The 18422-nt window shown below is 56.6% G+C and carries 23 protein-coding genes and 1 pseudogene; 23 read left to right on the forward strand and 1 reads right to left on the reverse strand.

The window, feature by feature from the left end; genetic code table 11:
• The first annotated feature begins 10 nt into the window (after window positions 1-10).
• The 13 genes and pseudogenes from M1E16_RS15160 (at window position 11) to M1E16_RS15220 (ending at window position 11306) form a co-directional block, all read left to right on the forward strand.
• Complete coding sequence (locus tag M1E16_RS15160) at window positions 11-232, forward strand: hypothetical protein (RefSeq protein WP_458127730.1); 222 nt, start codon at window positions 11-13, stop codon at window positions 230-232.
• 678 nt (window positions 233-910) lie between these two features.
• Window positions 911-1083 (forward strand): annotated as a pseudogene (locus tag M1E16_RS15165) (PLP-dependent transferase); the annotation flags it as partial.
• Window positions 1084-1673: 590 nt separating this feature from the next.
• Window positions 1674-2423 (forward strand): hypothetical protein, encoded by a 750-nt coding sequence (locus tag M1E16_RS15170; RefSeq protein ID WP_458127731.1) that lies wholly within the window; start codon window positions 1674-1676, stop codon window positions 2421-2423.
• A 112-nt stretch (window positions 2424-2535) separates the two neighbouring features.
• Window positions 2536-2766, forward strand: coding sequence for an AlpA family transcriptional regulator (locus tag M1E16_RS15175; RefSeq protein WP_458127732.1), 231 nt, complete (start codon window positions 2536-2538; stop codon window positions 2764-2766).
• 4 nt (window positions 2767-2770) lie between these two features.
• On the forward strand, window positions 2771-3610 hold the full coding sequence (locus M1E16_RS15180) for a ParA family protein (RefSeq protein WP_458127733.1): 840 nt from the start codon (window positions 2771-2773) through the stop codon (window positions 3608-3610).
• An 88-nt stretch (window positions 3611-3698) separates the two neighbouring features.
• On the forward strand, window positions 3699-3908 hold the full coding sequence (locus M1E16_RS15185; RefSeq protein WP_434604119.1) for a hypothetical protein: 210 nt from the start codon (window positions 3699-3701) through the stop codon (window positions 3906-3908).
• A gap of 14 nt (window positions 3909-3922) precedes the next feature.
• Window positions 3923-5506 carry a ParB family protein gene (locus M1E16_RS15190; RefSeq protein WP_458127734.1) on the forward strand — a complete coding sequence of 528 codons (1584 nt, stop codon included), beginning with the start codon at window positions 3923-3925 and terminating at the stop codon, window positions 5504-5506.
• On the forward strand, window positions 5503-6051 hold the full coding sequence (locus tag M1E16_RS15195; RefSeq protein ID WP_458127735.1) for a DUF2857 domain-containing protein: 549 nt from the start codon (window positions 5503-5505) through the stop codon (window positions 6049-6051). The genes M1E16_RS15190 and M1E16_RS15195 overlap by 4 nt, the downstream gene beginning before the upstream one ends.
• Window positions 6048-7235 carry an STY4528 family pathogenicity island replication protein gene (locus tag M1E16_RS15200; protein ID WP_458127736.1) on the forward strand — a complete coding sequence of 396 codons (1188 nt, stop codon included), beginning with the start codon at window positions 6048-6050 and terminating at the stop codon, window positions 7233-7235. The genes M1E16_RS15195 and M1E16_RS15200 overlap by 4 nt, the downstream gene beginning before the upstream one ends.
• A gap of 143 nt (window positions 7236-7378) precedes the next feature.
• Window positions 7379-8134: a PFL_4669 family integrating conjugative element protein gene (locus tag M1E16_RS15205; protein ID WP_458127737.1), complete on the forward strand. Its 756-nt coding sequence runs from the start codon at window positions 7379-7381 to the stop codon at window positions 8132-8134.
• On the forward strand, window positions 8131-8649 hold the full coding sequence (locus tag M1E16_RS15210; protein WP_458127738.1) for a DUF3158 family protein: 519 nt from the start codon (window positions 8131-8133) through the stop codon (window positions 8647-8649). The genes M1E16_RS15205 and M1E16_RS15210 overlap by 4 nt, the downstream gene beginning before the upstream one ends.
• Entirely contained in the window at window positions 8646-9116 is a 471-nt protein-coding gene (locus M1E16_RS15215; protein ID WP_458127739.1) for a single-stranded DNA-binding protein, read from the forward strand. The genes M1E16_RS15210 and M1E16_RS15215 overlap by 4 nt, the downstream gene beginning before the upstream one ends.
• 222 nt (window positions 9117-9338) lie before the next feature.
• Entirely contained in the window at window positions 9339-11306 is a 1968-nt protein-coding gene (locus M1E16_RS15220) for a DNA topoisomerase III (protein WP_458127740.1), read from the forward strand.
• Window positions 11307-11349: 43 nt separating this feature from the next.
• Here M1E16_RS15220 and M1E16_RS15225 read toward each other — a convergent pair whose 3' ends face one another.
• Window positions 11350-11589 carry a DUF4880 domain-containing protein gene (locus tag M1E16_RS15225; RefSeq protein ID WP_458127741.1) on the reverse strand — a complete coding sequence of 80 codons (240 nt, stop codon included), beginning with the start codon at window positions 11587-11589 and terminating at the stop codon, window positions 11350-11352.
• Between the two features lie 233 nt (window positions 11590-11822).
• Here M1E16_RS15225 and M1E16_RS15230 point away from each other — a divergent pair, with 233 nt between their 5' ends.
• From M1E16_RS15230 to M1E16_RS15275, 10 genes are all read left to right on the forward strand, one after another.
• The gene (locus M1E16_RS15230; protein WP_458127742.1) at window positions 11823-12164 is read left to right on the forward strand and encodes a helix-turn-helix domain-containing protein; all 342 of its coding nucleotides are present in this window, start codon (window positions 11823-11825) and stop codon (window positions 12162-12164) included.
• Window positions 12165-13030: 866 nt separating this feature from the next.
• The gene (locus M1E16_RS15235; protein ID WP_458127743.1) at window positions 13031-13612 is read left to right on the forward strand and encodes an STY4534 family ICE replication protein; all 582 of its coding nucleotides are present in this window, start codon (window positions 13031-13033) and stop codon (window positions 13610-13612) included.
• A 70-nt stretch (window positions 13613-13682) separates the two neighbouring features.
• Window positions 13683-13940 (forward strand): hypothetical protein, encoded by a 258-nt coding sequence (locus M1E16_RS15240; RefSeq protein WP_458127744.1) that lies wholly within the window; start codon window positions 13683-13685, stop codon window positions 13938-13940.
• 99 nt (window positions 13941-14039) lie between these two features.
• Window positions 14040-14534, forward strand: a complete 495-nt coding sequence (radC, locus tag M1E16_RS15245) for a RadC family protein (protein ID WP_458127745.1) — start codon at window positions 14040-14042, stop codon at window positions 14532-14534.
• A 52-nt stretch (window positions 14535-14586) separates the two neighbouring features.
• On the forward strand, window positions 14587-15333 hold the full coding sequence (locus M1E16_RS15250; RefSeq protein WP_458127746.1) for a DUF5983 family protein: 747 nt from the start codon (window positions 14587-14589) through the stop codon (window positions 15331-15333).
• 106 nt (window positions 15334-15439) lie between these two features.
• Window positions 15440-15982: a PFGI-1 class ICE element type IV pilus protein PilL2 gene (pilL2, locus tag M1E16_RS15255; protein ID WP_458127747.1), complete on the forward strand. Its 543-nt coding sequence runs from the start codon at window positions 15440-15442 to the stop codon at window positions 15980-15982.
• Window positions 15979-16650, forward strand: coding sequence for a chemotaxis protein (locus M1E16_RS15260; protein WP_458127748.1), 672 nt, complete (start codon window positions 15979-15981; stop codon window positions 16648-16650). The genes pilL2 and M1E16_RS15260 overlap by 4 nt, the downstream gene beginning before the upstream one ends.
• 9 nt (window positions 16651-16659) lie before the next feature.
• Window positions 16660-17379, forward strand: coding sequence for a TIGR03759 family integrating conjugative element protein (locus tag M1E16_RS15265; RefSeq protein ID WP_458127749.1), 720 nt, complete (start codon window positions 16660-16662; stop codon window positions 17377-17379).
• On the forward strand, window positions 17361-17909 hold the full coding sequence (locus M1E16_RS15270) for a lytic transglycosylase (RefSeq protein ID WP_458127750.1): 549 nt from the start codon (window positions 17361-17363) through the stop codon (window positions 17907-17909). The genes M1E16_RS15265 and M1E16_RS15270 overlap by 19 nt, the downstream gene beginning before the upstream one ends.
• Window positions 17906-18421, forward strand: a complete 516-nt coding sequence (locus tag M1E16_RS15275) for an integrating conjugative element protein (protein WP_458127751.1) — start codon at window positions 17906-17908, stop codon at window positions 18419-18421. The genes M1E16_RS15270 and M1E16_RS15275 overlap by 4 nt, the downstream gene beginning before the upstream one ends.
• Window position 18422 lies beyond the last annotated feature (1 nt).

Genomic DNA, 18422 nt, shown 5'->3' on the forward strand with positions numbered 1-18422 from the left:
GGAGACGGTTATGAATAGCCTACCGGTTTTAAGCTTCAGCCATGTCTCGACGATTCTTAAGGATCAATCCAACTCAACAGCCATTTCATCAGCAGCGGACAGCAATCATCGCCTTGCCCACGTCCATAAAGATGACGCCAATGCAGCACGGTATGAACAAGCAACCAATACCCAAGCAGCCTTACTAACCGGCAGCAGCCATGGCCATCGTTGCCCGGGGTCAAACCATTGAGCGAACATTAGGTGACAATCCAACACAGTTACCGGACATGCTCGCGCGATCGGTTGCCCAATACACTCATGGCTGCAACTCGTTGGGTAATCGACCTTCAGCTTCGAGGATTTGAACACTTGAGGGTCGTCGCCCCAACGAAGATGTACGCAATTTGGCTCAGAGAAACGCTATTGCTAGCACAGTGATAGAGAGTATGGACAGAGTATCTGAGGCACTGTCAGCGATGCTTGGAGTTGCCCAGTATCGGCAGAACGTCTTTATTGAAGATCCTTAATATCTGCGAGCGCGTGCCCTTCCTTCAGGCTCAGCCTGCGAAACTCCACCCACTGATTGAACACAGTAAGGGGCCGGGGGAACACACCTTCCGACCTCGGCCAATAAGGGTGATTGTGTCCGCGTAATTTAGGTGGACACCATCCCCTTAAGCGATGGCGTCAGGAAGGTGTATTGCCCGGACGGTTACGTCAACCTAACGGTCGAGGCCCGCTAGGAACGACGTCAGGCAAAGCAGCCACGACTGGCACTTGAGATCTTATGCTGGCGAGCTCTCCAAGCCGTAGCGCGATACCGAAGCTTTTCCCCAAGCTAAATGTCACGCTTCTCGCCGTAGGGCAGAAATTTTTACGTAAACTGTAGTCATGGATGGGCTTGTTTTAGCGCTCGCCACGCCACAACTATCCTGCTTCCACCACTCATCGGCAGATGAACAAGCAGGAACAAGCAGGAACAAGCAGGAACAAGCGAAGGCTGGCGTGAAACCGGGAATGATTCGTCTGTCGGTAGGATTCGAGGCGATTGAGGACCTTGTCGACGATTTGCGCCAGGCACTGGGTTCGTCTCAAACTTGAGGCTCAAAAGGCGGCTAGGTGATCCTAATATTCGCAGCTCATCTAGTAGGTAGCTATGTGTTCTGCGAGGCCTGGGGGTGCTGTGCGGTGCGGCCCTCTGCTTAACAACATTTGCGCCAAATTCACTGATTTGAAGTTTGCGCGAACGCAGCCAAGTACCGGAGAACAGTCCGGGTAAAACTGGCGCCGTCGCCCGCCTCAGGCATCAGCGACATAGTAATGGTGAGCCACCTTCAAATATGGCAGAATTAATCAATAATTTGTCCTTTTCGCGACGAAGGAATGCAGTAGATTATTCTGAATAATCATAAATTTTTACCAGCATAAAATTAGAGCTCCCTCTCGACAAGAAGGCAAACAAAAACCGACCCATATAAACACAAGACAAACAACCCAACCCCCTTCACAACAGACCAAACATGTTATTCACTACATAAACCACGCACAGCAATAACATTTCACACCCGCACTACTAAACGACAACTACACACTAACCTCATCACCCCCCCAACTCATGCGGATTCCACACCGAACAATCATACGCCAACTTGCAAAATCAGGAGCAAAACATCTCAATGGAGTGACGCTTTATGTATGCGACTCAAAGCTGCAACCTCTATGCAAAACTTTTTTATAGGCCCATTGATGCAGCCTTGCGTTGGTGCAACTTGATTACCTACGAAAAAGAAATACTCGAAGTGGCTCAGCGCTGCCCAAGCCGGCTCAAAAATAGCTTCCCGCAGTGGCCCTGCCTGCATGCAAATACGGAAATAATTATCGATGCCATTCAACACGGGGAGCTCGCTTATGGGTGTTTCGGCGTACCAGTGGCCATTGGCACTCCCGTTAATTACGATCACATAACCGTCCGCCACACTGATCTAAGATTTTGGATGTCGCGATATTACCCTGATCAACGACCAGCGTTTCTCTTTGGGGAGGGGCCCAATCAAAAAGGAGCCATTAGCATTGAAACATACTTAGCACTGCAAGGTGATCGGGATGCTTTGCAAGTGCAAATAAAGAGTTTGGACGCAGCTCATCAGCAGCTGCTAAACGACCTTGAAGCCATCGGATTGGAAAGAAAAAACATACATGACTTGCTCAAGACTAATCGTAAAATCAGCGACCGCAGCGAATCCGTCTATCTCAACATTATCGGGGCGATGGTCAATCTGTTTCTCGACAAGTCCCCGGCTGGAAAACCATTGTCGGTTTTCCAGTCCCAAGCGGCCATCGTTGACGCGCTAACCGCTCATTATAAAAACGTACCGGGCATAACCAAACGTACGCTGGACGAAAAATTTGCTGCCGGTAAGCGCAACCTCATAAATCGATGAGGCGGATTGCACTGCAATCACTCCCGTTGCGGCGCAATGACGCCACGTCTCTTCCACTATTTAATTCAGATCACTTCCCACTACGCGTCAATCGAAGCCAGGAGTGACCAGCATGCCCAACCATCCCGCCCCCATCACTAAAGCAAATCAACCATCGGTCGAACGTCACATCATGCGGCGTGAGGAGGTGGAGCGTAAAACCGGCTTCAAGCGTGCACACATCTACAGCTTGATGAAGGAAGGAAAATTCCCCCAAGCCAGACGCATTGGACTTCGCGCAGTCGGCTGGGACTCGCTGGAGATCGAACAATGGATCAATCAGCGTTTGGCGCAGCAGGCCTGATGCCATGCGTGTGGTATCAGTGGTGTCTACCAAAGGTGGAGTGGGCAAAACGACAGTAGCCGCCAATCTCGGCGGTCTGCTGGCGGATGCTGGTCTACGCGTCCTATTGCTCGATCTAGATAGCCAACCCACCCTCTCCAGCTATTACGCCTTGAGCCAGAAAGCTGTCGCTGGCGCGTACGAGCTCATTGCACTCAACTTAACAACGCCTGCACAGATTGTTTCCAAGACCGTGATTGCAGGACTCGACCTGATCATCTCCAATGACGCTCAGGGCCAGTTAAGTACATTACTGCTGCATGCTCCTGACGGGCGATTACGGCTGCGCAATTTGCTCGACGATTTTCGTCCCCGCTATGACCTGCTTTTGATCGACACCCAAGGCGCCCGCAGTGTGCTGCTGGAGATGGCCATTCTCGCGTGCGATATCGCCCTCTCCCCCATCACACCGGAAATGCTAGCCGCCCGCGAACTGCGTCGCGGCACTTTGAGACTGTTCACTGACCTGGAACCATTTCGTCACCTGGGTATTACGCTGCCACCGTTGCGACTACTGCTGAACCAGGTAAATAGCATCCGAGTAGACACGCGAATGATCATCCGTGGCCTGTACGAGGGCTTCACTGAAGCTCCCACAATCTCAGTTCTAAATACCGTAGTTCCAGACCGAGTGGCTTACCTCAATGCCGCCTCCCTTGGTCTACCAGCCCACCGTATCGAGACTCGCCAGTCACATGAACGACGCTCGCACCCAGTGCTGAAAACCATGCAAGCGCTGGCCATCGAGTTGTTTCCGGAATGGCGCGAAGCGATTTCTAGGATCAGTAGATACGCAGAGGTTTGATAAGGCGAACTCCGAAGACGGTATTTCGCGCCAAATCATTTTGTTTGTTCAACCTTGAGGCCAACAGCGTTTGGCGAGGAGTTCTTTGATGTTGGATCGTTTTCCCATCGTCGTTCAGCCATCCATTCGACAAGATCATCCACCTAGCGAGGAATACTGCACCGTGGTCTTTCGCCTGCAGCGTGGGCGCACGGCCATGGGATGGTTTCTCGCGGAACTGTCTCGGTATTTCGAAAGCTCCGGAACAGCCGAGATCGTTAAGTTCGAGGTCGGTGACCATTTACGCAACCGGCGTTAACTGGGGCTGTTCGAATGAAGAAGCTCAGTCAGGAGGAGATCACCGACAAACTGCGCCAAGACCATTTTCCTCGGGGTCCAGAACTGGAGCGACTGTCCGATCCAGTCATCGACACTCCCATGCTGGTCACGTTGGAGCAGTTGCGGCCCTACGAACACAACCCACGCTTCATCCGCAATCCGCTGTATGGCGACATAAAAGCTTCGATCCGTGAACGCGGGCTGGATCAACCGCCGCCGATTACCCGCCGCCCGGGTGAAACCTATTTCATAATCCGCAACGGCGGTAATACGCGATTGGCGATTCTCGGCGAGCTATGGCAGGAAACCCGCGACGAGCGTTTTTTTCGCCTTCATTGCCTGTTCCGCCCCTGGAGCAATGAAGTCACCACCCTGCTCGGCCATCTGGCCGAAAGCGACCTGCACGGTCAGCTCACCTTCATCGAACGAGCTCTGGCAGTGGCCAAACTCAAGACCATGCTCGAATCAGATGGAGCAACACTCTCGCAACGCGAGCTGGCGCGACGTCTTGCCGTTGGAGGCTATCCGATTTCGCAGTCGCACATCAGCCGGATGCTGGACACCCTTGAACATTTACTGCCCGCCATTCCACAAACCCTATACGCCGGGTTGGGCAAACCCAAAATAGAACGCCTGATCGGTCTGCGTAGCCAGGCTGAACGAACCTGGAATCGTTATCCAACCGACGCCATCGCTTTTCCCGAGTTTTGGCTCGACACCTTAGGGCAATTTGATGCCGACCCAGAGTCCTTCGACCTTGAGCGATTCCAGGATGAACTGCTCGAACGCATGAGTCGCTTACTCGGACAGACCTACCGCATGTTGGCCCTGGAGTTGGGCGATACCCAACGGGTTATCCAGACGCCCGGCGTGGTCGTCACGCCGCCGCAGAACAACCTTCTGCCGAGCGTCGATGAGCCCGCGGCCGAGCCTCCCCCTTCCAAGCCGCATTCCAAATCAACTGATACCAGGAAGCAGACCGGAACAGAGCGAGAGGAGCAGCTCACGCTGCCCGAAACGACCCTGGTATCAGCAGCCAGCCCTCCGTCACGTGTCCAGCAGATCCGCGAACAGATTGATCGCGCCACTGCATCCGAACCAGGACAGACCGTCGCAACCTGCCCGATCGACGACATCTGGATCATCGCACCAACTCTGGATACCCCCGAAAAACTGCGTTTAGCCATTGCCGGCTTGGCTCGGGAAATGGCGGCCTATGCCGGACATCCCGAGAGCATCATCGACCAAAAGCACGGCCTGGGTTTCGCCCTCAGCATCGAGCAGCTTGATCTTGCAGCCCCTCGTGCGGCCGGCGTTCACCTGTTGCTCTTGGCCCTGCTGCGTGCCCAAGACGAAGTGAACTGGGAGGATCGCAAGCAATTGCCCTCAGCTCTGTTCGGGCAGCTGTTGTTGGGGGTCTATCAACTCCCGCTGACAGATCGTCCCGCCGTGGACGTAGGGCTGGAGCGACTGCCCGACAGCTTGTTAATTAAACTGTATCGCCTGATCCGTCTGGCCCGTCGTCTGATTGACCTAACGCTTACTCATGAAGACGATTCAATGAAGGAGTTGCCATGAACCTGTCCTTCAATGTGCTCAACCAGGCCATGCTGACTCAAGTCCTTCACGAGTTGCGCCTGGGTAATCTGCAACGCTGCAAAGCACTCGGACTGGGTGAAGAGGACATCTACCTGTTGCAATCATTACCGCCGACCACACTGTCACGCCTGGCCCATGCCACCGTCCCCTGGGTTGAGGTCAAGATTGATTCGCCGGTGCTGCATCGGTTGATCGACCAGGCCGAACGCGACGAACAAAACGAGCGCCTGATCAACCGAGCGCTCAAGCTCGGTGCCAGCAGTACCATCATGTATCAGTACTTCGGTTTGGCGCATTCGGAAACCGCCCTGCGCCGACGTCTGCTCAAGATAGAAACCCGTAAGGGCCGCCCCCAGAACTTGAGCGAAGCGCAGGAACATGCACTCTGGCAGCGTTGGTGCCAGCTACGCGATCAGGACGGTGCTGAGAATAAGCTCGACGCCATGATGATGTTGGCGGAGGAGCAACAGATCAGCTTGACCATCGTTTGGCAGCAGATCGATCATTACAGCAACGGAACATGAACACTGCCCCTTCCAGTCGCTGGCAGCGTGTTCTGCAGCAATGCACCCAGCAATTAAGTGAACGTTGGCCCTCACGCCCCACCACTGAACCTCCTTCCAACCAGGCCCTGCAGGCGGGCTTTTTGTTCAGTGGCCAATCTCACGAAGTCGTGCCGCGTCGACTGCTGCTGGATAGTCGGCTGACGCCATTGGAGCGTAATGCATGGCAAGTATTTCGACTCATGCTGCAGGGCCAGGGTGTGGTCACACCGCGCTATGAAGATCTGCAGCCTTACCTGTCGAGCGTACCCTACGGTGCGTCAGCCTCCCGTGAAACCATCGCTCGCGTCTTGACGATGCTCAGGCTGACCCGCTGGCTCAGTTTGGTGAGTCGTGGCCGCGATCAGTTCAGCGGGCGCCTGCAAGGTTCTCTGTACGTCCTGCACGATGAGCCGTTAACCCCCGCCGAAGCCATGGAGCTGGATCAGGATTACCTGGAGCTGGTCGGACATGCCCTCTCTCATGCGACCAAGGCTGTGCGAATTGTCGCTCAGCATGTTTTGAAAGAAATTCGTCAGGACACCGATATCGATTTGGGTCGACTCCCCACCCGGCTCGACAGTTGGAGCGACCATTGGACACAACAAGGATTGGGTCAGGCGACCGATAAAGCATTACACGATTCCGAACTGGGTGGCGATCACCGCGTTCGGAATCGTGCGGAACCTCGTTCGGATTCCGAACCGGGTCTGAACGCCCATGTTTCCGGCACCGTTCGGAATCCGAATGCCGCCTGTACTGTATTAAAAGAAAGTATTTGTACGGTACCGCGCGCGCCCCCTGCAGTGGATAACCTGCACTGGCCCGATCCACTACACCTGAGTCCGAGCGAACGTCAGGCCGTCACCGTGACGCTGACCAAGCTGAAACCAGCAGATCGGCAGGCGGTGCTCAACGAAGCGGGCGCGCGATGTGCGGCAGGAAGCGTCCGCAAACCCGCGGCGTATCTGATGGGCCTGATCCAGCGGGCGCTCAGAGGCGATTTCCACCCATGGGCGGGTCAGGCTGAATCATTACCCATGACAGAACCGCGACCCACTCCTTCACGCCCACCTAGGAAAAAGGGTGAACCCGCCTCTGCCCTCGCCCAAGCCTGCCTGGATGAACTGCGCCAGCTACGTGGCAAACGCCCTGGACGTCAGTAGATTTGATGCCACTGGCATCATTGTCGAGCGCCTCTAAATCAACCATTTCGAACCAAACCGAACAGACCGCATTCAGCTTTTCGGCTGTCCTTGATCATCATCTGTCGCAACGTTTCCGTCCAAGCCTATGCGAGGACAACACCGTGGCCGATCACTATCAGCTCAACCTGGGTTCATTGCGCAGCAGCATCACCCTGACCCTGCACACGCACCACGCCGCCCGAATTTGGCAAGGTCGAACCGCACGCGAAGGCGTCCACTCGATCATGGGTATGGCGGGCTACATCAGCGTCACTAACCTGATCAAACAGGCCGCAGCGCAGGACGATCCTTATGCCGACTGGGCGATCGTGCAGCTCGAAGAAAAATTGATGCAGGCCAAGGCTGGGATGCTGGAACTGACCCGTCAGTTGGACCGGATCAGACAAGAGCTGCCGACGCAGATCGACATGAGCGATAACCTCAACATCCACCCCGTCACTTTACCCTTGTACATCGGCAGCCAGATGGGCTTCCTCGCCGTCTACCTGCTGACAGACTACGACACCTTGGTGCGCCATACCTTGTTGGCCCATCACACCGCCTTGATCGGCCGCCGAGACATGGAAGCCTGGATCGACGACGGCGCCCATCTGCTGCGCAGCCTGTTCGGTCAGGCGCAGCGCTATCGGCATGCTGGCGTTACCCGTGATGACATGGCGGCGAACAACGCTCGTGCTCTGGCGGCAATCGAGAGAATGGGTTTACCCCCTACGGACATCCTTGAGGGGCATCGCCGCTCCCAGTTCGCGCCGCCCATCGTTCGTCGTGGTGCTGTGGCAGTGGATGACGCTGACGCGTTGGCGGAGAACGCGGCAGAGCCATCTGCGACAGTAGATGAGTCGGAGGACGAAGCATGAAGCCCATTATCTCGACTCAGCCAATCCCCCTCGAAACACTCACGCCGGATGCCTATCGACACCTCGAACACGCTACTTCCCTAAAAGGCCTTTTAAAACCTTTTAAGGGTAAGGGGGAGCTGGAATACCTGGCGCAGGTGGCGAGGGAAACCGAGGCGCAGTTATGTCGCCTCATGGAGGCTGTGGCGCATCAGGCCGGACAACCGCCTTACTCGTTGCTGGATATTCGATTGGTGCTGCAAAACACCAGTGCGCGCAGCACCTTTTTGCGATGGCGCACCCGCGATTTCGCCCGTATGGGCGTTGCGGTCTGGGAACGCCAGGTCTCCAACAAAGCCCTGCCGCAGTCCGTACGCGAGGGACTGCATCGTTTCGAATGCGAGCGTATTGCGCTGAACCTACAAATGAGTGTGGTGCATTCGCTCTACCGTCAGGCTTCAACCTGCGCGATCAAAATGGCCAGCGCCGAACGGCTGCTGCGCCAGTTCACACCAGCAGCGGAGATATCACGATGAGTACTTTTTTCGTCGGCGAAGGCAACATCGGTAGTGCGCCAGAGTTCCAGGAGTTCCAGTCAGGCAATGACGAGCCACGGCGTTTGCTGCGCCTGAATGTGTACTTCGACAACCCCGTGCCACGCGATGGCAGCTATGAGGATCGAGGCGGCTATTGGGCGCCGGTCGAGCTCTGGCACCGCGAGGCTGAACACTGGAGCACGCTGTACCAGAAAGGCATGCGCGTGTTGGTCGAAGGTCGCACCGTGCGCGATGAGTGGGAGGACAGTGAAGACAATGCGCGGGTCACCTTCAAGATCGAGGCGCGTCGTGTCGGCATCCTGCCTCATCGCGTGCAGAACGCGGTCATGCGGGAGCGCTCAAGTGAATCAGCCTCGTCTGCGGCTCCCGTCGGGCAGGCTACAGACCAGGCCAGCTCGCCTGCGCCGAAGTCCAAAAAGCGCAGAGGGCAGCCACCATCGGCATGACTGACTTGAGGCATAAAAATTGCGCCTTTGCGCGAAGTTCTTAGCCTGTTATTACTCACTGCTCGTGAAGCACTGTCGTCCACGCGACTACAACGTAGCAGCCTCGCCCCCAATCGAGACTGCGCTCACCGACAAATATGAGGAATCTGCCATTCAGGTTTCTCATAGCTCGCCACTGCTGTTTCCAACAACGCTGCTCCGAACTCAACCCGGAGCAGTTCTATGCGTCTTTTTCTCTGCGAGAAACCCTCCCAAGGTCGTGACATTGCCAAGGTTCTCGGAGCCAGCCGACGTGGCGATGGTTGCTTGATCGGACCCGAGACAACCGTCACCTGGTGTATCGGTCACCTGCTGGAAACGGCCCCACCTGAAGCCTATGGCGATCAGTACAAAACCTGGTCGTTGGATCATCTGCCGATCATTCCCGCGCAGTGGAGGGTTGAGGTCAAACCCAAGACTGTCGCGCAGTTCAAAGTCATCAAACAGCTGCTCAGCGAAGCTACCACCGTCGTCATCGCCACCGACGCCGATCGCGAAGGTGAAATGATTGCCCGCGAGTTACTAGAGCTCTGCAACTATCGTGGTTCTGTTGAGCGCCTCTGGTTATCCGCACTCAACGAGGCGTCGATTCGCAAAGCACTGTCCTCGCTGAAGTCCGGTCAGGAGACCTTCCCGCTCTATCACTCAGCCCTCGCCCGCAGCCGCGCCGATTGGCTGATTGGTATGAATCTCAGTCGTTTGTTTACCCTCCTAGGACGGCGGGCGGGCTATGCCGGCGTGCTGTCGGTTGGACGCGTCCAAACGCCCACTTTGCGCTTAGTGGTTGAACGAGACCGCGCGATTGCCAGCTTCGTCTCTGTGCCGTACTGGGTGGTGGATGTGCACCTGTCTTCAATGGGGCAACCCTTCAACGCGTCGTGGATACCGCCAAGCTCAGGACGTGACGAAGCCGGGCGCTGCCTGCAGCAGGCCCTTGCCAGCCAGACCGTCCAAGCGATTTCCAGCAGCAAGACCGCCACCGTAGTCTCGCTGCAGACTGAGCACTTGCGCGAAGCGCCACCCCTGCCCTTCGACCTAAGCACACTGCAAGAAATCTGTTCACGCAAGTTGGGACTCGGCGCTCAGGAAACCCTGAACATCGCCCAAGCCTTGTATGAAACCCACAAAGCCACCAGCTATCCGCGCAGCGATTGCCGCTATTTGCCAGAGAGCATGTTCAACGAGGTAGCCGCGGTATTCGACGCCCTGCTCAGAATGGATCCCGCGTTACGCCCAGCGCTCGGAAGCATCGATCAATCATTGCGCTCACGAGCATGGAACGATGCCAAGATCACCGCGCACCACGCCATCATCCCCACCACCGAGCCGGCGAACCTTGCGCGGATGTCTGAACAAGAGCGCCAAGTCTACGAACTGATTCGTAGCCACTACCTCGCGCAATTTCTGCCGCCTCACGAGTTTGATCGAACCGAGGTCGAACTGGAGTGCGGCGCCGAGCGTTTGTCTGCTGTTGGCAAACAGATCCTCGTCCAAGGCTGGAAAGGCTTACTCTCCGACAACGCCGAAGACGATGAACCCGGTCAAAAGACCCAGGTGTTGCCCGCCCTTCAACAGGGTAGCCAGTGCGCAGTGGACGACGTCGAACTCAAGTCCATGCGCACCGCTGCGCCCAAACCGCTCACCGAGGGCGATCTGATTAAGGCGATGAAAAACGTCGCCAAGCTGGTCAACGACCCACGCCTGAAACAGAAACTTCGGGACACCACCGGTATCGGCACCGAAGCCACGCGAGCCGGCATTATCAAGGGGTTGATTGATCGCGGTTACTTGCTGAAGAAAAAACGTGCATTAACGGCCGCCGCAGCGGCCCATACCCTGATCGAAGCGGTACCCGCAGCAGTCGCCGATCCGGGTATGACAGCGATCTGGGAGCAAGCGCTGGATGAAATCGAAGCGGGACGTCTGACCTTGGATGCATTCGTTGCCAAGCAGGCGCACTGGATTACGCAACTGATCGCAAACTGCGGAGCACTCACCTTGTCGGTACCGGTCGAAGCCGGGTCGACTTGCCCCAATTGCAATGCCTCAATGCTCAGGCGCAAGGGAAAATCAGGACCATTCTGGTCATGTTCCCAGTACCCGGACTGCAAAGGCACTTTGCCGATCAGCAAAGGTATACGTCGTCCATAAGGCACCAGGGATGTTCACATGATTCTTGGGGTTGATGTACGGGTCAGTGCATCATCAACGGCACCTGCTCCTGCTCCTTCTCCAAGTCGCTTAGCGGTCGTCCGATTTCACGGGCCAAGGCGATGCCTGTCGCTATCCATATCTGCCCCAGCTCGTTGAACGCTTTCAGGTGAGCAGGATCTTCGTTAAGCCAGTGAACAAGGCTGTCGCGGTGTTCGGGGTTATCAGGGCAGTCATGAATCTTGATGAACAGCTCCAGTGTTCGATCCCAGATCAGGTCCATGTCGTGCTCTCGCTGCTCATCCATGCTCAACCTTTCCCCCCTATGGCCCTATCAGAGCGCTCACTCTCGCTGGTCACTTCGGCCTCTGATTCCTGGAGGAATAGATGTCACGTCGCGACAAACAGCTATTTCAGTCAATATAACAACCCTTTAAGTCGATACTCAACCGTTAAGGATGTTCATGTCAATGGGTCTTTGCTCAACCATTCGGGTTGAATTGGAGAACTCATCACTTGGCACATAAACATCCAACCCAAGCCCAAATTGGACGCATGATCGCGAAGCACCGCACTCAGCGTAATCTGACCCAGGAAGAGGTGGCTGAACGGCTGGGGATCGGCAGCGAAGCCATTTCGCGCCTTGAGCGGGGTGTGGTGGAGCTTTCCGTGGTCAAGCTGATGCAACTGGCGGACATCTTCGACTGCCGGATGGATGAACTGCTGACGGAGTCGAGCAGTCGCCCCAACGACCAGGGCCAGATGATCGCAGGCCTGCTGAGCGGCCTTCAAGAAAGCGACCGTGCCTTTATCCTGACGACCGTCGAACAGCTGGCCGCTCATCTCAGTGGCAAATAACCTCTTCACCCACTGGCTTGACGTCGTCACACCCATTCTGCTGTAGTGCTTCGGGATCATCGCTACGGCGACCCAAGACCGATTCGCTCCGGGTAGCTCGGTCGGACTCTTAGAGTTCGGAGCCTTCTCTTCTGCGAAATTTCATTCCCGCTTTGTGCTCGACCGGATCAATGTGGCGGATGACCACTGTTGCCTCTGCCAGGCATCAGCGGTCATCCGCTACGGCGATCGCATTCAGTCCCGGAGCCCGCCGGGGAAACATTGGGCACCCTTTGTGCGCGGATGCGTGCCAGCGTATTCCGACCCAGGCCACGATAAGGGTCGGTTGGCGTATCATGGCGCAGTTAAATCAAGTTTTGCGAGGAGCTTGTCGACTGCGTCAGACCGCCTAAGGTGGCTTTTTTTATTCCTCGCCTGGCACCCTGCCAGGCCTACTCTTCACTTTCTTCCGTCCAGTGATTGCCACTGAATTCCGGCCATAAAAATCGGGTTGCGGCGCCTTGACGCTCCCCTGTGACAGGCTTATATAAAGGGTGTGGTTCGCTGTCGTTGACAGCCCAGCCCAGGTAGCTTGAACCTTCAAGGCTACGCCACGCTGGTGGTGGTTTACTCAAGTGCGATCAGCATTCGGAGGCTCGCACGATTGCCGCTTCAGCGGTGATGAATGCCCACTACCCTAGGTCCGCAGATATGCTGCGGATTTCTCCTCTGCTGCCCCCTATTCTCCAGGCGCATCGATCTGATAGTCATCGGCTTGCCGGTGACGAGTCGTTCATCGTTCGCCTTCATTTTACCCACCCTGACGGGACTCACTTCCCCGTCAGGGGCTGTGCGTCGCCGTTTTCCCTTGAAACAGGAGAACCACCATGGCCCACGCCAACCAATCCCAAGAAGCGACCACTTACTTCAATCTGCACACCGTCGGCATCGGCTACCTCAACCGTGTCCGTGAAGTACAAGTCCGCCGCGGCCAGCCGTTCATGGCCTGCGATATCGCCGCTCTGCATGGTGCCACCGATGCGGTCGAGTACACCCGCTTCGACTGCAAAGTCGCAGGGGGCGAAGCTGAACGTTTGATTCGCCTCTATATGGACGCCGTCAAAGCCGAGAAAAAGGTCTTGCTGTCGTTCCGTATCGGCGACCTGTGGATTGACCCATTTCTCTATGAGAAAGGCGATAAACAAGGCCAACCGGGCGCCAGCCTGAAAGGTCGTCTGCTGTACATCGACTGGATCAAGGTCAACGGCACGTTCGAGTACAAAGCGCCTGCCAGGCAGGAGGCAACAGCACCTGCTGAGCAAACGCCAAACAGTGAGCCATCCCCAACGTCGGCTGATGCCGAAGCTGAGGATACCCACAACCCAACAGAATCCAGGACAGAACCTGAATCTGCACCCACTCCCCGCACGGCCCGCCGTGTCGCTACACGTACTGTTCAGTCCGCCTGAACAATTCACGATGTTTACATCAAGGCGCTCAATCGAGCGCCTTTTCTTCAATCAGCACAGGAGAAGCGATATGGAATCCTTCTGGCTTTGCGACGATTGCCTGTTCGCTGCGGCTTACGAGGACTACAGCACGTTATCGCTCTACTACACGACAGATGAGATCGAGAAACGCATCGTCGGCCTCCATCTTGGGCTGGTTCGGCTAATGCCCATCAGTGCCGACTTCGACCCCGAAACTGGCCAGGGTATAAGAACTGCCTCTCCATTGCCCTGCGACGGTTGCGATTCACACCTGCACGGACAACGCCACCGATTCACTCGGCTGTAAACAGCGCGTCATCGGGCAATGCCCGTGACTCTATATCCACCTCGGGGACACCACTCCCCTCGGGTGTGTACCCCCGGATTGTTCCCTTCGGAGTTCCCCATGAGCACCCAACTCACCCTGATTGAAACCTCGGATATCGAAGCTGATCGTATCGCCCAGGAAAACCAGCTGATCGACGAGGCGCTGCACATTCTGGATCGCCGGCTATTCACCCGCGGCCCGAACCTGACGTCACCTGACGCCGTGGCCTCATATCTGAAACTTCATCTTGCGCAACAAGAGCATGAAGTTTTCGGTGTGATTTTTCTCGATGCCCGCCATCGCGTTCTGGCATTCGAAATCCTCTTTCACGGGAGCATCGATGGCGCCAGCGTTTATCCCCGCCAGGTCGTCAAGCGCTCCCTCGCACATAACGCAGCAGCCGCCATTGTTGTTCACAACCACCCCTCCGGTTGCACGGAACCCAGCCTGGCGGATCGCGCCTTGACCGCACGGTTGAAAGCGGCGTTGGACTTGATCGAAGTTCGTGTACTGGATCACTTCATCGTGGGTGAAGGTCGCCCACTTTCTCTTGCCGAATACGGTTGGCTTTAACCCTTACAGGCGCCTTCGGGCGCCTTGTTCATTTTCATCCTGGAGAATACTCATGAATTTCACTACCCAAACCCCAGCGATGCTAGGGGCCTCAAACCCATTCGTTCGCGGCTATGACAATCTATCTATCGAACGGCTGCTACTGATCACCTACGCAAACGACTGCCCTCCCTGCTTTCGCTCCATACACGAGTCACAAGCTCATCTACTCGACGATGCGTTAGAACTGTTTCCCTGCGTGTTCAATGACGACGCCGCCTTGATCAGCGAAGGCCAATCCATTCCGGATGAATTGGAAGAATGTTTCCAGTCCACCGGACTGGTGCGGCAAGTCATCTATGCCGTGACGGGCGAAATGCTCAACGAGCGACATCATGTCGGTGACCTGTACTCCCAGGAAGAAGCCCAAGCCATGGCCCATCGTTTGAACTTCGACACAGGACACTACAGTCGAGCCTGGGAGATCAGTACCGCACACCTCACTGACGAAGCACTGCGCCACTTGGAAAGCCGGGTTGGCGGTTTCGACTCCAAGCCAACCGGACTGCTGTTTGAACCCTTTGCCCTGCCAGACTGCAATGGCGTCGGATGTAAGCTGATCGGCACGCCCTGGACCGACGATAACTTGGTGCAGATCGAGGGCAATCCTTACTCGTCGCTGAGGCAAGAGCAGCTCGACGCCGGTACGCCGGAGGCCTTGGTCAACGTACTGTATCTGGCGGCATTGGCGGATGTGAGGTTGTTGATCTTCGACCCCGACGCTGCCGTCTTGGATGGGCTAGCCATTTTTGATGAATAGCAACGAGTTCAGTGTTAACACGATCCACCTTGAATCAACTTCCTCACTGAATCGCTCCTTCACCTCATGTCAGGTTCTGCACTGAATCTGACATGAGGTTTTTTCCATGGAGCGTTTTTTCACGCCTGTCTGCCTGCTGGGTTTGTTGAGTGCCTGCACCGCGCAAATCCCAAACCCATTACCGACTAATCCAGAGATTGACGGTAGTTACAATCGGCCCCAGTTATCGATGAGCCCGGCCGACGAAAGCCATCCGTCAGAACTCCGCTATGGCCGCTATACACTGGTCAGCACCGAGCCCACCACGGAACAACGTGATCTTCTCGCTCAAATCGTTGACGTGAGCATTCCGTCCAACCTGAATCCTTCGGTACAGGAAGCGATGCACTACGTGCTGCAGCGCTCGGGTTATTCGCTCTGCCCTGCCGCCGAACCAGTAAAAATGCTGTTTACCCGGCCTCTGCCCGCCGCCCATTACCGGCTCGGCCCGATCTCACTGCGCAACGCGCTACAAGCGCTGGCTGGCCCCGCATGGCAACTCACGACCGATGAGGTCAGCCGTTCGGTCTGCTTCGAACGGGAGAAAAATGATGCTGGCACGGTGAGGGTCACACCAACCTCGTCCCATCAGTCGGAGGCACGCCCATGAAAGCCTCGACATTTCAAACTCTCATTGTCGGCTCCCTTTGTCTGGCGGTCTCCGGGCTGAGTGGTGGCTGGTATAACCAGTATCAACGTGTGACCGAGCTGGAGAATGCGAACACCCAACGCTTGCAGACTCTGGACGCCCTGCAACGTGACTCAAACACGCTCATGGACGCACAGGAAAACCTGCAGTACGCACTGAAAGACCTGAAGCAAATGGTCGATACCGGTGAGCAACAGGCCAATACCCTCGATCCGATGTTGGATCAATGGGCGCAAGAGATACAGGAGCTACGCGACGGTATGGCAGACCGTGCCACCGCAGCCGACATGATCACGCTACGCGCACGACTTGAGCACGTCGAACAACAACTCCTGGACCTCAAGAGCCAGCCACCACCCCCACCACCGACGCCTTCCACGGCCAAGCCGAAAAAAACCGCTCAGCCCAAGCCTGCCCCGCTCCTGCCGCCATTTTCGGTGCTGAGCGTCGAGTACCGCGGTGGCGAGCGCTTTCTGGCCGTCTCACCTCCTGATAGTCGCTCGCTCGACGATATCCGGTTGCTGCACAACGGCGAGCAGCTCGGCACATGGCAGTTGAAAGTGCTGGAGCCGAACGCGGCCGTCTTCGCTGTGGCCGCTCAGCCATACCAGACCGTACAACTCCCTTGAGACGCGATCATGAACAGAGCGCTACTCCCCGCCGTCGTCTGTCTCGTTTCTCTATTGACCACAATCGCAGCGATGGCCAATCCCGTCCCGACACAGTCACGGGCTCAGAACACACAGTCCGCGCCCCTGGGACGTTCTAACTCCGAACAGGCGACAAATTGGGGTCTGACGGAGCAAGAGTGGACGCGCTTCGAAAAGATTCAAGCCGGCCCGCGCGGTTTCTGGAGTCCGAACCTCGATCCGCTGACTGCGCTCGGCGTCGAGGCGGAGACCGACCAAGAGCGTCAACGCTATGCGGAGTTGCAGGTAGCGCTGGAAGCCAAACGCGCCGAACGCGAGTTGGCCTACCAAAACGCTTACACCGCGGCCTGGGCCAAGCTGTTCCCCGGGCTGCTGCCGATCCAGGGTATGGCATCCCCGCCCCCTGCCAACTCATCGGTCGCACCGCGACAGGCCCTGTTTGTAGAGGACAACTGCGCGGCGTGCAACGCCCAAGCGAAACTTCTGCAAAGCAGCGACATGGCTTTCGATATCTACCTAGTGGGCAGCCAGGGCGAGGATGAACGCGTCCGTAGCTGGGCTCGGCAAGCAGGCATCGATCCAGCCAACGTTCAGCGTCGGCAGATTACCTTGAACCATGACCGTGGTCGCTGGTTCAGCCTGGGTGCCCCAGGACCACTGCCCGCCACGCTTCAGCAGGTGAATGGACAATGGCAACGCCTCGATTGAGCGGTATTGCACTCATGCTGACGGTGCTCGCCGTCCAGGCTGATGAACTTCCGCCCCCTGCTTACCAATTGGCAGCGCATAACGCGGACATTCCTTCCATGGTGTTATTCGCAATTGCTCTGCAGGAGAGTGGGATCCACGTCCGCGGTCGGCTGCTGCCCTGGCCCTGGACACTGAATATCGCAGGAACACCCTACCGCTTCGCCACTCGGCAGACAGCCTGTCACGCTTTACTTCAGGCGCTCGCCCGGCAGGAGGCCAAGCGGGTGGATGTCGGACTTGGGCAAACCAACCTGGGTTATCACGGACAACATTTTTCCAGTCCCTGCGAAGCCCTAGATCCCTACCGAAATCTCGCCGTGACTGCCGCGCTGTTGCAGGAGCATCACGCCGCTACCGGTGATTGGGTGTCAGCTGCCGGCCGCTATCACCGCCCGGCAGGAGGAACGCCGGCCGCGCGTTACCGCGCCGGCTTTTCCCGACAACTCAAACGATTGCAGGTTTCTTTCAAGCAGGGCACACCACCATGAAGCGAATACGCCTTATCTGCTATTTCATTCTGCTCTTGGCTCCTTTCGCCCAGCCGGAACTGACCGTAGCCGGGGATCAGCCTAGCGACTTCACCCGCCTCCATTTTCAGGTCGCCAGGCCGCCAATAAACAACGAGATCCAGCCTAATCGGACCATGCATGCGGACCTGTCCACTTTTGCCGATGAAGCATGGATACTACCCGTCCGCAGCTCTCACTTGAGCCCCGGCCAAATCACGTCTCGCGCCCTGAACATGCCGGGCTTACGGCCATTTTTCCTGGTGGGTGAGGATCTCCAGTCACTGACTTGGTTGCGTCAACGCGCGACTGAACTACAGGAAATGGGCGCGGCCGGTCTAGCCGTTGAAGTAACCGATACCGAAGCTTTGGCCCGAATTCGAGCAGCCGCTCCGGACATCACCATCCTGCCGGTCAACGGCAACGACATCGCCACACGCCTGCAGATTGAGCACTACCCCGTCCTAATCACCGCCACCTCATTGGAACAGTGAG

Source organism: Pseudomonas sp. Z2-11, assembly GCF_054161305.1.